This window comes from Pseudomonas sp. UBA4617, assembly GCF_002386445.1.
Taxonomy (GTDB): domain Bacteria; phylum Pseudomonadota; class Gammaproteobacteria; order Pseudomonadales; family Pseudomonadaceae; genus Aquipseudomonas.
In genome coordinates, this window is sequence record NZ_DGIR01000056.1 from 21,108 (window position 1) to 37,613 (window position 16,506).

12 protein-coding genes are annotated in these 16,506 nt (G+C 53.8%); 6 read left to right on the top strand and 6 right to left on the bottom strand.

Annotated elements, in window-relative coordinates:
* Nucleotides 1-41: 41 nt before the first annotated feature.
* The 6 genes from B4L76_RS23265 (at nt 42) to B4L76_RS23290 (ending at nt 8,566) form a co-directional block, all read left to right on the top strand.
* On the top strand, nt 42-2,252 hold the full coding sequence (locus B4L76_RS23265; RefSeq protein WP_296235417.1) for a heparinase II/III domain-containing protein: 2,211 nt from the start codon (nt 42-44) through the stop codon (nt 2,250-2,252).
* 16 nt (nt 2,253-2,268) lie between these two features.
* A complete protein-coding gene (locus B4L76_RS23270) occupies nt 2,269-2,652 on the top strand; it encodes a hypothetical protein (RefSeq protein WP_296235418.1) in 384 nt (127 codons plus the stop codon).
* A gap of 48 nt (nt 2,653-2,700) precedes the next feature.
* A complete protein-coding gene (locus B4L76_RS23275; protein ID WP_296235419.1) occupies nt 2,701-4,464 on the top strand; it encodes a hypothetical protein in 1,764 nt (587 codons plus the stop codon).
* Complete coding sequence (locus tag B4L76_RS23280; protein ID WP_296235420.1) at nt 4,452-5,693, top strand: glycosyltransferase family 4 protein; 1,242 nt, start codon at nt 4,452-4,454, stop codon at nt 5,691-5,693. The genes B4L76_RS23275 and B4L76_RS23280 overlap by 13 nt, the downstream gene beginning before the upstream one ends.
* Before the next feature lie 2 nt (nt 5,694-5,695).
* Nucleotides 5,696-6,928 (top strand): glycosyltransferase family 4 protein, encoded by a 1,233-nt coding sequence (locus B4L76_RS23285; RefSeq protein ID WP_296235453.1) that lies wholly within the window; start codon nt 5,696-5,698, stop codon nt 6,926-6,928.
* Nucleotides 6,929-7,480: 552 nt separating this feature from the next.
* Nucleotides 7,481-8,566, top strand: a complete 1,086-nt coding sequence (locus tag B4L76_RS23290) for a DUF6270 domain-containing protein (RefSeq protein ID WP_296235421.1) — start codon at nt 7,481-7,483, stop codon at nt 8,564-8,566.
* Between the two features lie 94 nt (nt 8,567-8,660).
* Here B4L76_RS23290 and B4L76_RS23295 read toward each other — a convergent pair whose 3' ends face one another.
* The 6 genes from B4L76_RS23295 to B4L76_RS23320 all read right to left on the bottom strand — a co-directional run bounded on the left by B4L76_RS23295 (nt 8,661) and on the right by B4L76_RS23320 (nt 16,469).
* The gene (locus tag B4L76_RS23295; protein WP_296235422.1) at nt 8,661-10,616 is read right to left on the bottom strand and encodes an acyltransferase family protein; all 1,956 of its coding nucleotides are present in this window, start codon (nt 10,614-10,616) and stop codon (nt 8,661-8,663) included.
* A gap of 237 nt (nt 10,617-10,853) precedes the next feature.
* Nucleotides 10,854-11,735: a glucose-1-phosphate thymidylyltransferase RfbA gene (gene rfbA, locus B4L76_RS23300; protein WP_296235454.1), complete on the bottom strand. Its 882-nt coding sequence runs from the start codon at nt 11,733-11,735 to the stop codon at nt 10,854-10,856.
* Nucleotides 11,736-11,740: 5 nt separating this feature from the next.
* Nucleotides 11,741-12,637, bottom strand: coding sequence for a dTDP-4-dehydrorhamnose reductase (rfbD, locus tag B4L76_RS23305; RefSeq protein ID WP_296235423.1), 897 nt, complete (start codon nt 12,635-12,637; stop codon nt 11,741-11,743).
* Nucleotides 12,634-13,704 (bottom strand): dTDP-glucose 4,6-dehydratase, encoded by a 1,071-nt coding sequence (rfbB, locus tag B4L76_RS23310; RefSeq protein WP_296235424.1) that lies wholly within the window; start codon nt 13,702-13,704, stop codon nt 12,634-12,636. The genes rfbD and rfbB overlap by 4 nt, the downstream gene beginning before the upstream one ends.
* A gap of 124 nt (nt 13,705-13,828) precedes the next feature.
* Nucleotides 13,829-14,371: a dTDP-4-dehydrorhamnose 3,5-epimerase gene (gene rfbC, locus B4L76_RS23315; RefSeq protein WP_296235425.1), complete on the bottom strand. Its 543-nt coding sequence runs from the start codon at nt 14,369-14,371 to the stop codon at nt 13,829-13,831.
* A 97-nt stretch (nt 14,372-14,468) separates the two neighbouring features.
* Nucleotides 14,469-16,469: a polysaccharide biosynthesis protein gene (locus B4L76_RS23320; RefSeq protein WP_296235426.1), complete on the bottom strand. Its 2,001-nt coding sequence runs from the start codon at nt 16,467-16,469 to the stop codon at nt 14,469-14,471.
* Nucleotides 16,470-16,506 lie beyond the last annotated feature (37 nt).

Sequence of the window (16,506 nt, forward strand, 5' to 3'; positions counted from 1 at the left end):
GGCAGTGCCCTTTTTTTACTTTCAGAAAACACTACAAAGACATGCTTAAGATAATCCGCGACCACTTCTTGAAGGAAGATGAAATCGAGGCTACACCCATACCCGCGCTGGACAAGCCGGCGTTGGACTTCCTTTCCGACCGGGACATTCTCGACTACAGATCGTTCTGCAATCACGGCAGCGAAATCGACGAGCCTTTTAACCTTCAAGGCTTCAGTGGCAATGCGCGCGCCGCCATGCTGGATGGCAATCCGGTGTTCACTTTCAATGGCAACGCGAGCGTTTACCAGCTTCGTTTCAAGCTGCCACGGAGCTTCCATGGAAATGGTCTACACCTGCGGTTCCGCATCTCCGATTGGGAAAAGCTTAACTACGTCGGCGTGGGCTACACCTTCAAAGGCAGCTACCGCCATGTGAAGATCGTGAATGCCGCTCGACGCGAGTGGGTCGATTTCACTATCGGGCACAACGATTTGGCATTCGGCATCCAAAATGACTGGGATGTCCCAACCGCCTGCGATTTCGAGGAAATAAAGCTCTATTTCAAAGGTCAGCCGCGACATGAAGGCTCGACAGTGGAAATCGAGCGCCTCACCTGCTGGTACGAAAACGACAAGCCCCCTGCCTGGCTGACCGAAGGGTTCGCCAAAGAGCCACTGCCCGAAGCACTTCGCGATTCCCTGTATGCCTACATGGAGAAATGCTTCAAGGACGTACCGACTCAGGCCAATGATTACCTGCAAAAAGGCGTTTGCCCACTCTACGGAAACATTGGTCTGGACTGGGGCTGGCAGCTGACTCTGCCGGACGACCTTGATTCGGTTGGCACCTATCGTTTTTCGTGGCATTCGCTGCATCCAGCAATCATCCTGATGCTGCACGCACGGCAGGAAGGCAGCATCGCGCCGCTGTTCCCGGCGCGTGAATTCGTCAGCAACTGGCTGGAACGGAGCTATTTCAACGCTGATGAGGACCGGAAGTTTGCCTGGTATGACCACGGCACCGCCGAGCGATTGCTGGCATTCTTGATGATCTGGGATGTTGGTGCCCTGCACCAGTTCGACAACCGCTTCATGGTGCGCCTGCGCGCAGCCATCTTCAAGCATGCCCAGTTGCTGGCTTCGGAGATGTTCTACGCCTCTCACCAGGCATCTCGCTACCACAATCACGCCTGGTTCCAAGACATGGCGCTGCTGGCGACCAGCCTGGCCATGCCCGACTTCCCATGCTCCGAACGCTGGCAGTCACTAGCCTTGTCACGCCTGACCGATCAGCTGGACACCTTGATCGTTCGCGATAACGGTTATGCGGTGTTTGTAGAAAATTCCATCGGTTACCACCAGGGCGTGCAGCGGTTAATCGCCTTCGCTGGCGAACTGGCTCAGCAGAGCGCCCATACCACAACCATTCCAACGGTCGCTGAAGAGCTACTCAAGTTCTCTGACTTCTTGCGCTATCCGGACAATCGCTCCCCGGCACAGGGCGACACGTTCCGCCGGGCTAATCCGGACCTGGAAACGGTCCGTAACAGCAGCAATTACCCAACACCCTCCGCAACGATACTGCCAACCGCAGGATACGCGATCATCAAGGGCAACCACGCACAGACCGCTTACATGCTGACCCTGTTTGCGACCTCGCTGTGTAAAACGCACAAGCACCAGGACAATCTGTCTTTCACATTGTTCATGGATGGTATCGAGTGGCTCATCGACCCAAGCTTCTACTCGCACGAGTATCTCAAGCCAGTACAGAGTTTCCTGAGGGGTCCCTATTCGCACAACAACCCGGTTATCGGCGATGTACCCTATAGTATTGAACCTGGGCACGCTCAACTTATGGGGGAAGTCATTGGCAGCAGCTTTGCCTTGCATGGCTCGCATGACGCCTTTGCCGATACCGTCGTCAAACGCAGTATCACAGGTCACCTGGACCGCTTGCAGCTCGATATCAGCGACGAGATCCATACAGCGGTCAAGGACAAGCTTATGTTCAGCCTTTTCCATTGTGGTGACGGCACACAAGTGACAAAGACACAAGACGGCATTGAGCTTCGTCATCCGGCCTCAAACTACCGAATGACCATCGTCTCGAACTGCCCCTGCAAGATTGTCACTGGCTGGAATGATGATGAACTTGTCAAAGGCGTAAGCGGCATTGGTTTCATGCAACAGATGGATACGACGATGGTTGCATTTGAAATGAAGAATGCTATCAAAGCACAATTCACCATTACTGCTCACCAAAACTAAAGCTTCGGAAATAGTTATGAAGAAGATTGCTCTGTACTCGATTTTGGCCCTTTTCCTGACTGCTTGTAATGCACCTGACACGGCAGACATCAACCTCAAGGAAGGCAACAAGATTTCCTTCAGCAATGTCAAAAGCACGAAAAGCTACATGGCAACCAAGGATGATAAAGATCGTCAGTTCCATTACTTCGAAACCACTGCCGACCTGAAGACCGTTTACCAGGATTTCAGTCAAACACTGGAAAAAAGCGGTTACAAGGCAACCATTAAAAAACAAGACGACTCAAGTCTTCAGGCTTATTTCAGAAAGCCAAACGCCGCCATGATTGTTGCTAACTTCAAGCAATCCAACCCGAATAAGGCATCCACCCAGGCAGTAATTTCCTGGGCCGTAAACTAATGTAATGCCCCGGTATGTTCAGATGCGTATGAAACAAGGCCAGTTACCATGAGCGAAGCAAAAAGCGCACCCCTCAATTCAGGCCGCTGGATCTATTCCGTTGCTTCCAAAATAACTCGCAACATTCCGGGGCTGACTTTAACGATCATCACCTGCACTTTAGCGGCGCAGATCAGCTTATTGGCGGCTTCCTACCTGCCGTTGAAAGCCATTATTCTTATCGGCTCGCCCTCCATTCCTTCGTACTTTCCTGACTACCTCAAGGAATTTGAACAAAAGGATTTATTCATCGTACTCTGCGTTGCCGCCATTGCATTCTACCTGCTCTACCTTGCCTCTGAATCGATTACTAAAAAATTAACGACTCTCGGCAGCGAAAAGCTTGTCAGCAATAGCAGCAAACTCATTGTATTTGATGGACAGGACGATGTCGCACGTAAGGCATACCTCCGTCTGACACGTAGCTTGGCCGCTGTCGTATTTCTCGCACTGACCATCGCGGCTCTCGGGTTCATCTATCTAGAGCTTACGATTGCAGTCATCACGTTCTGGCTATGCATGGGCGTTGCAGCCAAAGCGATAACCGCAATAAAAAAGGGCCATCCAGCACCCATGACCGAGGGCACCCACGAACTTATCAACTCAATGGGGTCCTTTGGTTTCCTGGCAGCATTTTCGTATCTCGCTTATGACCTGCTCTCCGATACGCCTCCCAGTCTGCTGCCCGCCATCATCGGCGTATTGCTAACCCGTCAGATCATGCAGCGTGCCACGTTGCTCATCCAGGACGTGATGTTGCTCAAAGAACAGAAATTGCAGATCTCAGCCTTGTTTTTTAATGGTCATAAACTGACCACCGAATCCAAATCTAAAGCCACAAAGTTCTGGAACATTTTCACCCGAAGCCAGATTGACGAGTGGGTACCCGCTCTACTCAATCAAGCCACACAGAAATCATATACTGAACACCATGTGAACTGGCATCAAAGCGGCGTGCATGACGTTTTCGCTCTCGAGGTCATCTCCACGTGCCGCCTTGGAAGTGTGGACACACACCTTATCAAGATATTCAACACCAACCGAAGTACTTTGGCTATCAACGAAGCCACTTTGCTTTCCGAGCCCAATGTCCGCAACCTGCGTACCGTTCCTTTCATTCACGCAACTATCCTTGATGGCTTCCATTGTCATGTCTTCCGCCCAGAGCATCTCAACAAAATACCTGCGGTGGAGTTCGGCATACACCACCTTGAACTGACCAAGCTGCTAATGAGAAGTACGCCTTCTGCAGCACTGGTACAAAAATATACCCGCTCCAGGCCCCTGCTATGGGATCGCCTCAGCGATGCGGCCCTCGCCAATCTCGGCGAGGCACTCGACATCAGCAAGCACCAAGCCGCATTCGAGGTATTTATGCGAGACGTAGAAAGCATTCGCGTTCTGCTCCGCACACTTCCGCTCCATGTTTGCAACGCCCAGATAGGCAAGGACCAGATATTCATTTCCGATACCGGCGTCCTGACCGCCAGTTATTGGGGCAATTGGAGCCTAGAACCCGTCGGCGCCAGTTTGCAAGTATCCAGGAAGCTGGAACCGTTGCTACCAGAACTACTGTTTGATTTGAAGGAGCAACGTGCAGACATGCAGGACGTTACCGGACAGCATTTGCACCTTTCGGCATTGTGCTTCCAGCTCGATCAATGGCTGGTTAAGCAAAATTACTTATCGGCGGCGGAACTACTTCCGCAAATTTCACATTTGGTAAGTGCACTCAACCAAGCCGTGCCAGAGGGGGCCGCATGCAACGTATAGCCATGATCGTCTGGAATGAATTTCTTAATGATGCTCGTGTGCTGAAAGAAGCCCAAACCCTTCGGCACGCTGGCTATGAGATTAATGTCTTTGCTTTGCACACGCCGGGTGTTACCCGTCAACAAGAACGACTAAAAGATGGCATCAGCGTCTTTCGTGTTGCGCGTAGCCCATTATGGCGCTGGCGTAAGGGCAACAATGTTTCCCAGCAGCCCGCTCAAGCAAGCAAGATTCAGAACCCCGTAGGAAAACTGTCGCTCAGACATCAAGTGCTACGACTTGTCGCCCGAACCTGGACGCACGCCGCCCTTCTTTGGCATATGGTCCGGTATCGCCCTCACCTGGTGCACGCCCACGACGTGAACACGCTTCCAACAGCCTGGTTGGCAGCGCGTTTAAGCCGGGCTCGTCTGATTTATGACGCCCATGAAATCAGTACCAGCCGCGAAGGCTATCAAAGTTTTCGTCGCGTGGTGGGCTTCGTCGAAAAGCAGCTGATGCCGAAGGTAGATGGAAGCATAACTACCACCGACGCCCGGGCGAAGTACTTCGCCCGCGCCTATGGCGTAGCGCGACCTACGGTTCTACAGAACCGTCCCAGACTTACTCATTGCCGCGGATCCAACCGCATTCGCAACGAGCTGGGACTGAAAGCGCCATGGCCAATAATTATTTATCAAGGTGGTCTGCAGCAAGGCCGTGGGCTTGAAAAGCTCATCGAAACAGCGACAGCGGTGCCGAATGCCTACTTTGTGCTAATCGGCGGCGGTAGGCTGACTCAAAGCCTGAACCAACGCTGCGGAGAACTCGGCCTGCAGGAACGGGTGCATTTCATTCCGACAGTAGCCTTGTCAGAACTTCCAGAATATACGGCCTCCGCCGATATTGGCGTCCAGCCAATCGAAAACACTTGCCTTAATCACTACACGACTGATTCCAACAAGCTGTTCGAGTACCTGATCGCTGGTTTGCCTGTTGTAGCGACTGACTTCCCTGAAATACGTCGCATCGTGCGCAACAATAACGTTGGCATTCTCGTCCCCGCAAACAATCATGCTGCGCTAGCGCAGGCGCTAAACCAGCTGGTCACAAACCCTGACCTGCGCAAACGATTTGCCGACAACGCGCAACGCACCGCAAACACCTTGAATTGGGAAGAGCAGGAGGCTCGTCTGGTAAATCTCTACCAGCAAATACTCCCAGTAGCCACACCAGAAAAACAGGCCTGATGATGACTACGAAGATTCTTCTGCTGAGTTTCTATTATCCGCCAGACCTTTCGGCCGGCTCATTTCGTGCAGAAGCGCTGGTCAGCGCCCTACGGGCCGAATTGGGTGAGCAGGTGGACATAGACGTGATCACGACACGTCCTAACCGATACCATTCTTTTGTAGCCAATGCAGTGAGCCTCGAACGTTCACCGCTGCTGAGTATAAGACGGATCGATATTCCGACACATCGAAGCGGGATCAAAGACCAGGCCAAAGCCTTCGTCAGTTTTGCGAACAACGCGTTGAAGATTACGCGAAATCAGCACTACGATCTGGTCTTCGCCACATCGTCGCGCTTAATGACTGCATCGCTTGGTGCCCTTATCGCCCGGCGAAATGCGTGTGCGCTATACTTGGATATTCGTGACATATTCGTGGATACCCTACGCGATTTTCTGCCTTCCCGCTGGGGCCGTTTCGCAGCTTCAATTTTTTCGCCACTTGAACGCTGGACGATCAATAGTGCAACCCGGGTAAATTTGATTTCACCAGGTTTTTTGCCTTACTTTAATACCCGTTACCCCGGGCGAGACTTTACGCTTTACACTAACGGCGTCGATGATTTATTCATCAACCAACTCTCGGCCTTGCAGGCGCCGGAGCCCAAGACTCCACCTCGTCGAATCAAAGTAGTGTATGCCGGCAACATCGGAACCGGACAAGGGCTTCACCAGATACTTCCCGAACTTGCAAAAAGGCTTGCCGACCAGGTGGACTTTCATCTGATCGGGGACGGCAGCACATTGGAACACCTGAAAAATGCCTTGAAGCAGGCCCAGGTTGATAATGTATCCATTTCGCCACCGATGAAGCGAGATGAACTGCTTCGTGTTTATCATCAAGCAGACGTCCTTTTTTTGCACCTGAATAACCTGAAAGCTTTTCGCCGCGTTCTCCCCTCGAAATTATTTGAATACGCCGCCACGCATAAACCGATCTGGGGTGGCCTTTCCGGTTACGCGGCTCGCTTTGCACAAAAGCGAATTAAAAACGCTGCAATCTTTGGACCTTGCGATGTTGAGGATGCCATTGAAGCATTCCAGCGTTTGGAAATGCAGCAGATCTCACGGTCTGAATTTGTCGAGCAATTCTCCCGCCACAATATCAAGAAGGAGATGGCCAAGGACATACTGCAACTATCGTCCAAATACGCAGCTCGACCCACCTGCCAAGTGACCAAAAGCCAATTGTAGCGGATCAGTTATTTTGATGAATACGAACAGTTCGTGCTGAGTCGCCACCAATTTTATTGGCTTGATATCATTATTTGTGCTCTCCAGCTTACCCCCGCCCTGCCTTCACCGCTGCAGCGCTCGTGAAAGCTCAGGATAAGCACCCGCACCAGCACTTTCAACCAGGGCCGAAGTGAACTCTTAGCCCTCTCGTGGGTCTCATCCTGACGGCTGTGCCGGTATCACGCGATCGAGAGTTCACCAGACCGACCTGAGGGCCTGGCCGCACCCGATTTTATTATTGTGACGTACCATGAATTTTGAGTGCCTCGCAGGCGCCGCAGGGTCGTTGCATTCCCTGTTCCTGCTCGGGATAATGCTTTACCAGATCCCGAAGGGTGAAAATTGGATCCTAATATGACCGCCACTACTATGCAGCCCAATGAGTATCGAACGCGTAAGCCCTGCGCCAAGATTGCCCGTTCGGTTACGCCTCACAGCCTTATCAGCTTCGTAGTAGCGTCGTTTGATGCATGCCCAAGCTGCATCACTCCAGAAGGCTAAAACAAGACAGTGACTAAGAATTTAATTATTTACGGCAGCTGCGTTTCCCGGGATATATTCAACCTCGAAGAAAACAGCGACTTCAATCTGCTGGAATACTACGCCAGATCTTCCATGGCTTCGCTTTGCAGCGAGGCTTATGCCAACGAAGACGCATTACAACGTATTCCTTCTGCCTTTCGGCGCCGCATGGTCGCCTACGATTTTTCCAAAGCAATGTTTTCCGAGGCCAACCAATTCAACGACTCGGATATAATTTTAATTGATCTTATCGATGAAAGATTTGATTTAATAGCTTTACCTTCTGGCCAATTGATAACGCTTTCGAATGAACTCACCGAGAGCGGCCTCCTCGAAGATCCCTCCATAACGGGTTACAAAATAATTTCTCATGGGTCCCCGGAGCGCCGCAAACTTTGGCTCCAAGGAATGCAAAAGTTATTTTCCTTTTTAAAGGACCGGAACAAGCTTGACCGTGTCATTGTCAATAAAGTTTTCTGGTCATCGCGGTTTGAGAAGGAAACCGACACCCCCTTTCCGGTAGCCCCCACGGTCGTTGAAAAAGCCAATGCCGAACTGAACTGGATGTATAATGCATTGGCGCATGAATTGGCGGAGCAGCAATTCATCAGTTTTTCGCCTTCACTTCTAACTGCTGATGAACAACACAAATGGGGCGTTTCGCCTTTTCATTACTGCGAAGGCTACTACATAGAAGCGCTCACCCAAATCAGAAGAAAATTTGCGAATCTGCACGAGGCAGTTGCCGAATCCTCTTTCGTTCCCCGGCCACATCCGCCACTGATCTCCGGCGATGCAAAGCTGACCGTAGCCGCATTCCAAGCCGACGAAGAAGTCTTTGCACATTGCTCGTTAGTAATCGACGGACAGCTCCAGGAAAACGGAAATTTTGCTTTTTACCTTGTCATTGATGGCGCGCGTAGTGATGTACGCTGGTACGAAGCCTCGCCGGACGCCCGTTTTCGGATTCCTGGGAAGTACGACACATTGGAAATTATGGCTTTCTACAAAGATGCAGCCGAAGATCAGATATCCGCAAAATGCACGGTGGAACAGATCGGCGACTTTCAATGACCCCTGGCGATACTGTAAACGAGGCGTTTGCTAAACTTTAAGTGCTAACTCCTCCCGGACGACAAAGGCGGCTGGCCAGCCGCCTTTTCAGTTTCTATTTTTTAGAAAGCAATCCAGGCACATTTTTATCGGCAATGGATAGGCGCCCAATCTGCTCTGAGCCTGCCATGCTCAAGTGGCCAAGGTCAAAATAGATTGGTTTCCCTAGTAAATAAACAGAACACGTACCGTTATTGCATATATAGTCTCGCAACGTAAAAGTCTTCACATTGTTGTAGTTTTGGGCAATTTCGATAATCTGGTTATTTATCTCGGTTTCACCCGTATCGGCGTACTCACCCCGTGTCAGGCAATCGACCCCTGGAATCTTCATAGCTTTGAGGTCACACGACCTATCATAGGACTTGAAGATCGGGACCTTCAGGCCAATGATGATGTTCTTCCCGGTAGCTGATAGTTCCCTGATCAGGCCACTAATGTCTTCCACATAGTTTTTTGTTCTGTACCTGTAACCTTGCCAATCCGCACTCACAATGATGGTATCGTAGTCATCAAAATGTTCCCTGACTTGCGAATTGAACTTCTGACACGAGGCCCGGCTAGCCGCCTTTACATAAGGAAGACTCGTGCTACCTGCAAAGGGCACACAAGAATTGTGGGAGATATTGCGCATGGCGATACCACGGTCCTCAGCAATGACTTTCCAGTAGCCAACGTACTGGGCTGAATTCGAGTCACCAAAAATCAGCACACTTGGCTTTTTCCCGCCTGGGCCAATAATGCATCGCTCTTCCTCAATCAAACTGGCATCGTAGCGAGAGGTTTGACAATTGTACTCATAGCGGTAAGCCGCTTTGGTCTGATTGAAGTGCTCAGTCACCTTGGCATGATAACCCTCCGGCGAAAGCTCTTTTACAAGGCCTTTGGTACTGATAGCGTAATAACTAACGGAAACGGTCAGTACAGCAACCAGCGCTACCGCAAAGCCTTTGAGATTTAGCGGCCTTTGCGCAGGGCGCCGGAATGGCACTTCAACCAGGTAATAGGAGATCAACGTCATAGTTACCAGCAACACGACACAGATCAAATAGCCAGCGCCTGCCGGTTGACCATAGGCATAACGATAAAACGCCAAAATTGGCCAATGCCACAAATATAATGAAAATGATACAAGCCCGACAAACACAAGGAGACGCGTAGACAACAACGCACTGACTATGTTGTTACCCACCGCCCCGGCAAAAATCACACAGGCGACGCCTATTACCGGCAGCAGCGAATTGACGCCAGGGAAACCACCTGCCTCCGTTAGAAAAACCATTGACAAGCAGACTGCAAGCATGCCAATGACGGCCAAAACCTGGGAAATCTTTTTATTAACGCGGCCTTTCCATGCCTCGCTTGCGAACAATGCAAGCGCACCTATCAGCAATTCGCCCGCACGCGAAGGAAGCATATAATAAGCAAACTTAGGATCGGAAACCAGCTTGCTTTCAGCATATAGAACCGACACCGAGGCTAATAGCAGAGCAGTCAGGACCACCCCTTTCCGCCCCCCTAACCTATACAGCATCATCAGCAATGCAGGCCAAATCAGATAGAACTGCTCTTCTACACCCAGTGACCACATATGCAGAAGCGGCACCATATCTGAAGAGGCTGCAAAATAGCTTATATCCAAATACTTCCAGAAATATATATTTGCAAGCGAAACGGTTGAAGCGATTGCCGATGAAGCCAAATCCTTGGCATCCATCGGCACCATGAAGACCAACCCGAACAGCGTGGTAATAAAAATAAGAAAGAACGCAGCAGGGAAGATTCTTTTCATCCGCCTCAGATAGAAATTCGAAAAAGAAAACTCGCCTCTACGAACCTCTTTAAGAATAATACCCGTAATCAAATACCCTGAAATTACAAAAAATATATCTACGCCGACAAAACCACCTGGCAACCACCGTTTGTCAAAGTGAAAAATTACAACCGCCAATACCGCCAGAGCCCTTAAACCGTCTATATCTGGGCGGTAAGACATTTTTGCAACTTGCATCTGGGAATTCCCTTTCATAGGTCTTACGGTGAACCTGCAAATATACAGATTTGGCAGCGTTTACTACCTTTCTTTTTTAGAAAAGCGGCTCTGTTCTCAAAAATGGTGGCTGATCATGCGTTGGCGTATCGAGGCGGCATGGGTGAATCAGACATGCTCATTGGCTCTGCTGCGGGAGCAAAGGCGGTGATTTACCGCCTTATCGATTGGTCGCCCTGGGGTAGTTCAAGACGCCCTTCAATAAACGCGGTCCTGCACCAACCTCTTCAAATACTGCCCATAGCCATTCTTGGCCAACGGCTCAGCCAGCTTCAGCAACTGCTCCGCCCCAATCCACCCCTGCCTGAACGCCACCTCTTCCGGACAAGCCACCTTCAACCCCTGCCGCCGCTCGATGGTAGCGATGTACCCGCTGGCCTCCAATAATGAATCATGCGTCCCGGTATCCAGCCAGGCATACCCGCGCCCCATGATCTCCACCGACAACCGGTTCTGTTCCAGATAGGCGCGGTTCACGTCGGTGATCTCCAGCTCGCCCCGCGCAGACGGCCGGATTCCCTTGGCTATCTCGATCACATCGTTGTCGTAAAAGTACAAACCGGTGACGGCGTAGTTGGACTTGGGTTTGGCTGGCTTTTCTTCCAGGCTGATGGCCTTGCCCTGCGCGTCAAACTCGACCACACCGTAACGTTCGGGGTCTTGCACGTGGTAGGCAAAGACACTTGCACTGCCCTGCCGGCTCATGGCGCTGCACAGCAACTGCTGGAAGTCGTGGCCGTAATAGATATTGTCCCCTAGCACCAGCGCGGTGGGTGCACTGCCAATGAAGTGCTCGCCAATCAAAAAAGCCTGGGCCAAGCCGTCGGGGGACGGTTGTACAGCATAGGTAATATTGATACCCCAGCAGTGGCCGTCGCCCAACAATTGCTCGAAGCGCGGGGTATCCTGCGGGGTGGAGATGATCAGAATGTCGTGGATACCCGCCAGCATCAGCGTGGTCAGCGGATAGTAGATCATCGGTTTGTCGTACACCGGCAGCAGCTGCTTGGAAATTGCCAGCGTCGCCGGATGCAAACGGGTACCTGACCCACCCGCCAGAATGATGCCTTTACGCTTGATAGTGTTCATTTCTCATGTATTTCCGTAAGCATGCGAGCCACCCCCAGGCGCCAGTCTGGCAGGGTCAGGGCAAACGCTCTCTGAAGTTTGTGGGTGTCCAGACGCGAATTGGCCGGCCGCTTGGCCGGGGTCGGATAAGCAGCGGTGGTCAACGGGTTGACCTGTTCTGCATGGGCTTTCAGGGGCACGCCCTGGGCAGCTGCATGTTCCAGTACGTAGCGGGCATAGCCACACCAGGTGGTTTCGCCGCCAGCCGCCAGGTGGTAAAGACCGGCCAGGGCCGGATCGGCCTGGGTGGCAGTGATAGCGTGGGCGGTGATGTCGGCGATCAGCTCGGCGCCGGTCGGGGCGCCATGCTGGTCGTCAATCACCCCCAGGCTGTCACGCTCCGCAGCCAGGCGCAGCATGGTCCTGGCGAAGTTGTTGCCACGCGCGGCATACACCCAGCAGGTGCGGAAGATCAGGTACTGGCAGCCGGCAGCCTGAACGGCCTGCTCGCCGGCCAGTTTACTTTCGCCATAGACATTCACAGGGCCGACAAGGTCTTCTTCATGCCAAGGCCGGTTCCCCTGCCCCGGGAACACATAATCGGTGGAATAATGCACCAGCAAAGCACCGCAGTCGGCTGCGGCGCGGGCCAGTACACCGACAGCTTCGGCGTTTACCTTGAAGGCTTGCTCGCGCTCGCTTTCCGCCTTGTCCACGGCGGTATAGGCGGCAGCGTTGACGATTACATCAGGCGAATAGGCGCGTACAGTTTCGGCCAGGCCCGGCAGGTTGGCCAGGTCGCCGCAGTGCGCCTGGCTGCGTGAGTTCAGCGCCAGCAAATGGCCCAGCGGGGCCAGGCTGCGTTGCAGCTCCCAGCCGACCTGGCCGTCCTTGCCCAATAGCAGAATCTTCATGCCGAGCGCTCTGCATAGTTCTTCTCGACCCAGTCTCGGTAGCTGCCAGACTGCACGTTCTGCACCCACTCCTGGTTGTCGAGGTACCAGGCCACGGTCTTGCGGATGCCGGTTTCGAAGGTTTCGGCAGGTTTCCAGTCCAGTTCACGCTCGAGCTTGCGGGCATCGATGGCGTAGCGGCGGTCGTGCCCGGGGCGATCGGTCACGTAGGTGATCTGTTCGGCGTAGGGTTTGCCATCCGGGCGCGGGCGCAGTTCGTCCAGCAGGGCACACACGCGGTTGACGATTTCCAGGTTGGGCTTTTCATTCCAGCCGCCCACGTTGTACACCTCGCCGGTTTCACCGGCTTCCAGTACGCGGCGGATGGCGCTGCAGTGGTCCTTGACGTACAGCCAGTCGCGAATTTGCTGGCCGTCACCGTACACCGGCAGCGGTTTGCCGGCCAGGGCGTTGACGATCATCAGCGGGATGAGCTTTTCCGGGAAGTGGTACGGGCCGTAGTTGTTCGAGCAGTTGGTGGTAAGCACCGGCAGGCCATAGGTGTGGTGGTACGAACGCACCAAGTGGTCGCTAGCCGCCTTGCTCGCCGAGTATGGGCTATTGGGCTGGTACTGGTGGGTTTCGGTGAAGGCGGGTTCGTCGGCAGCCAGCGAACCGTAGACTTCGTCGGTGGACACGTGCAGGAAGCGGAATGACTGGCGTGCCTGGTCATCCAGGCCGCCCCAGTAGGCGCGTACCGCTTCCAGCAGGCGGAAGGTACCGACGATGTTGGTTTCGATGAAGTCTTCGGGGCCGTGGATCGAGCGGTCGACGTGCGACTCGGCAGCAAAGTTGACGATGGCCCGCGGCTGGTGCTCCTGCAGCAGACGGGCTACCAGCGCGGAGTCGCCGATGTCACCGTGTACGAAGATGTGCCGCTGGTCGCCTTGCAGGCTCGCAAGGGTCTGCAGGTTGCCTGCGTAGGTAAGTTTGTCGAGGTTGACCACAGCCTCATCACTGCCGGCCAGCCAGTCCAGCACGAAGTTCGCGCCGATAAAGCCTGCGCCGCCGGTTACCAGAATGGTCATGTTCGTCTGCTTCCGCTGTCATGGTCTGCTGTTGCATCTTCTGGATTCTAGCCGCTCGGCGCTGCAGCCGAGCAGGAAGATGATATCGTCGTGCTACTTCCCTACCCCTGCATGGACTGTTTGCTCAATCGAAGCAATCCAGATCCCGCAGCGCTGTGCCAACCTGGTCCTTGCCTGACAGCAAAGGCCGCTCGACAGGCCACTGAATACCGACGTTGGGGTCATTCCAAGCCAGGCAACGCTCGAACTTGGGGGCATAGTAATCTGTGGTCTTGTACAGGAATTCCGCATGATCGGACAACACGACAAAACCGTGGGCGAAACCTTCCGGAATCCACATCTGCTGCTTGTTGTGCGCTGAAAGACGGGCCCCGACCCACTGGCCGAACGTAGGCGAAGAACGGCGCAAGTCTACCGCGACATCGAACACATCACCGGCGACTACCCTTACCAGTTTGCCCTGTGGTTGATGCACTTGGTAATGCAAGCCGCGCAGTACATGTCGGCGCGAGCTGGAGTGGTTATCCTGGACGAAATTGACGGGGCGCTGTACCAGGCGCTCGAAAACTGTGTGGTTGAAGCTTTCGAAGAAGAACCCGCGGTCATCGGTGAATACGTTTGGCTCAAGCAGCAGGACTTCGGGTATTGCGAGGGGGGTTGCTTTCATTTAACTGCCTTGAAAAATAGTTACATGCCGGCTGCCCCCCGAAGGCACCGCGCAACGCCGGGGACAACTGGTGACCCTGGCGTTGCACTTCGGCGGGTCAGGGCTCGAGACGTCGTTGCTGGTAAATCCAGTCCACAATCTCGCCTTCCGGTGCATAGCCGCTGACGGTTTCACGCAGCAACTGGCGTACCCGCATGAAATCGTCTGCTTCCACTGCCGCCAACAACTGGCGCAGCGTGTCCTTGAGTGTGTCCCAGGGCAGGAAGTCTTCGTTGGCGCTCATGATCATCGGGTGGCGGGTAGCAATCACGTTATCGCCAATCAGCAGTTCTTCATAAAGCTTCTCGCCTGGCCGCAACCCGGTAAATTCGATGGCGATATCACCCATCGGGTTACGCTCGGAACGCACGCTGAAACCGGACAGGTGAATCATCTTCTCGGCCAGCTCCACGATTTTCACTGGTTCGCCCATGTCGAGCACGAACACATCACCACCCTTGCCCATGGAACCCGCCTGGATAACCAGCTGTGCTGCCTCGGGAATGGTCATGAAATAGCGGGTGATCTTCGGATGGGTGACGGTCAGCGGGCCACCGGCCTTGATCTGCTTGTGGAACAGCGGAATTACCGAACCCGACGAGCCCAGTACATTGCCGAAGCGGACCATGGTGAAGCGAGTCTTGTTCACCTGCGAGACATTGCCGCTGTCGCCGAACAGTACCGGCGCCACTTCGCGGCTCAGGGCTTGCAGGGTCATTTCCGCCAGGCGTTTGGTGCTGCCCATCACATTGGTCGGGCGTACAGCCTTGTCGGTTGAAATCAGCACGAAGTTGGCAACGCCTGCCTGCAATGCAGCCTGGGCAGTGTACAGGGTGCCGATGACGTTGTTCATCAGGCCTTCGGCAATATTGTGCTCTACCATCGGCACGTGCTTGTAGGCGGCGGCATGGTAGACGGTGTCAACCCGCCAGGTACGCATGATGTCGAGCAACTGCGCCTGGTTACGGACCGAGCCGAGGATCGGTACCAGGCACACCGACAGCGACTCGCGGGCAATGCGCTGTTCCAGTTCCGACAGGATGCTGTACAGGTTGAACTCGCTGTGGTCGAACAGCAGCAGGGTTTTCGGCGTCTGGCCCAGAATCTGCCGGCACAGCTCCGACCCGATCGAGCCTCCGGCTCCGGTTACCAGCACCGTCTGCTCAACGATGCAGCGCGCCAGCAGGTCAGCTTGCGCTGGCACGGCATCGCGGCCCAGCAGGTCGGCGATGTCCACCTCCTGAATATCATCGACCTTCACCTTGCCGCTGGCCAGTTCCATGAAACTGGGAATACTGCGCACATGCAACGGGAAGCCTTCAAGGAAGTTGAGAATCTCCCGTCGGCGAGTGCGGGTGGAAGATGGAATGGCCAGCAAAATTTCCTGTGCGCCGGTGGCATCGATCATCTCCTGCAACTGATCGGGGCGATATACCTGCAAGCCGGCAATTACCCGGTCGGTAATGCTGGGATCGTCGTCGATGAACGCCACCGGGCGCAACGCCCTATCCGCACGCAGCGCCGCTACCAGCTGGTTGCCGGCACCACCGGCGCCATACACGGCCACCCGGGGCAAGCCATCACGGTTGTTGCCGGTAAAGGGGACGTGTTGTACGGCGGCGGCAAACCAGTCACCGAGGAAGTACTGGCGCATGGCCAGGCGCAGGCCGCCCACCATGATCAGGCTCAACCACCAGTAGTTGAAGGTAATGGAACGTGGCACCACGTTCTGGTGGTTGCTTGCCCAATAGATGATAAAACCGAGGATCAGTGCGGACAGGGTTACGGCCTTGGTGATTGCAATCAGCGCGTCGGTGCCGAAATAGCGCAACACCGCACGGTACAGACCAAACCTGATGAACAGAGGAATGCCTACGACCGGCGCTGTGAGGAACAGCCAGCCATGATCCAGGATTGGGTTGGCCAAGTCATCAATACCAAGCCGAACCACGAATGCCATCCACAGGGCAACCCAGATCAGGACAACGTCGGTCAATACCTGCAGCAAGCGTTTGTGTCTACGTGGTAGAGCAAGCAGTTTAGCGCGCACGGTGTCCATCGCTCCTCTGAAACGTTTCCAGAAATTCCCTGACATC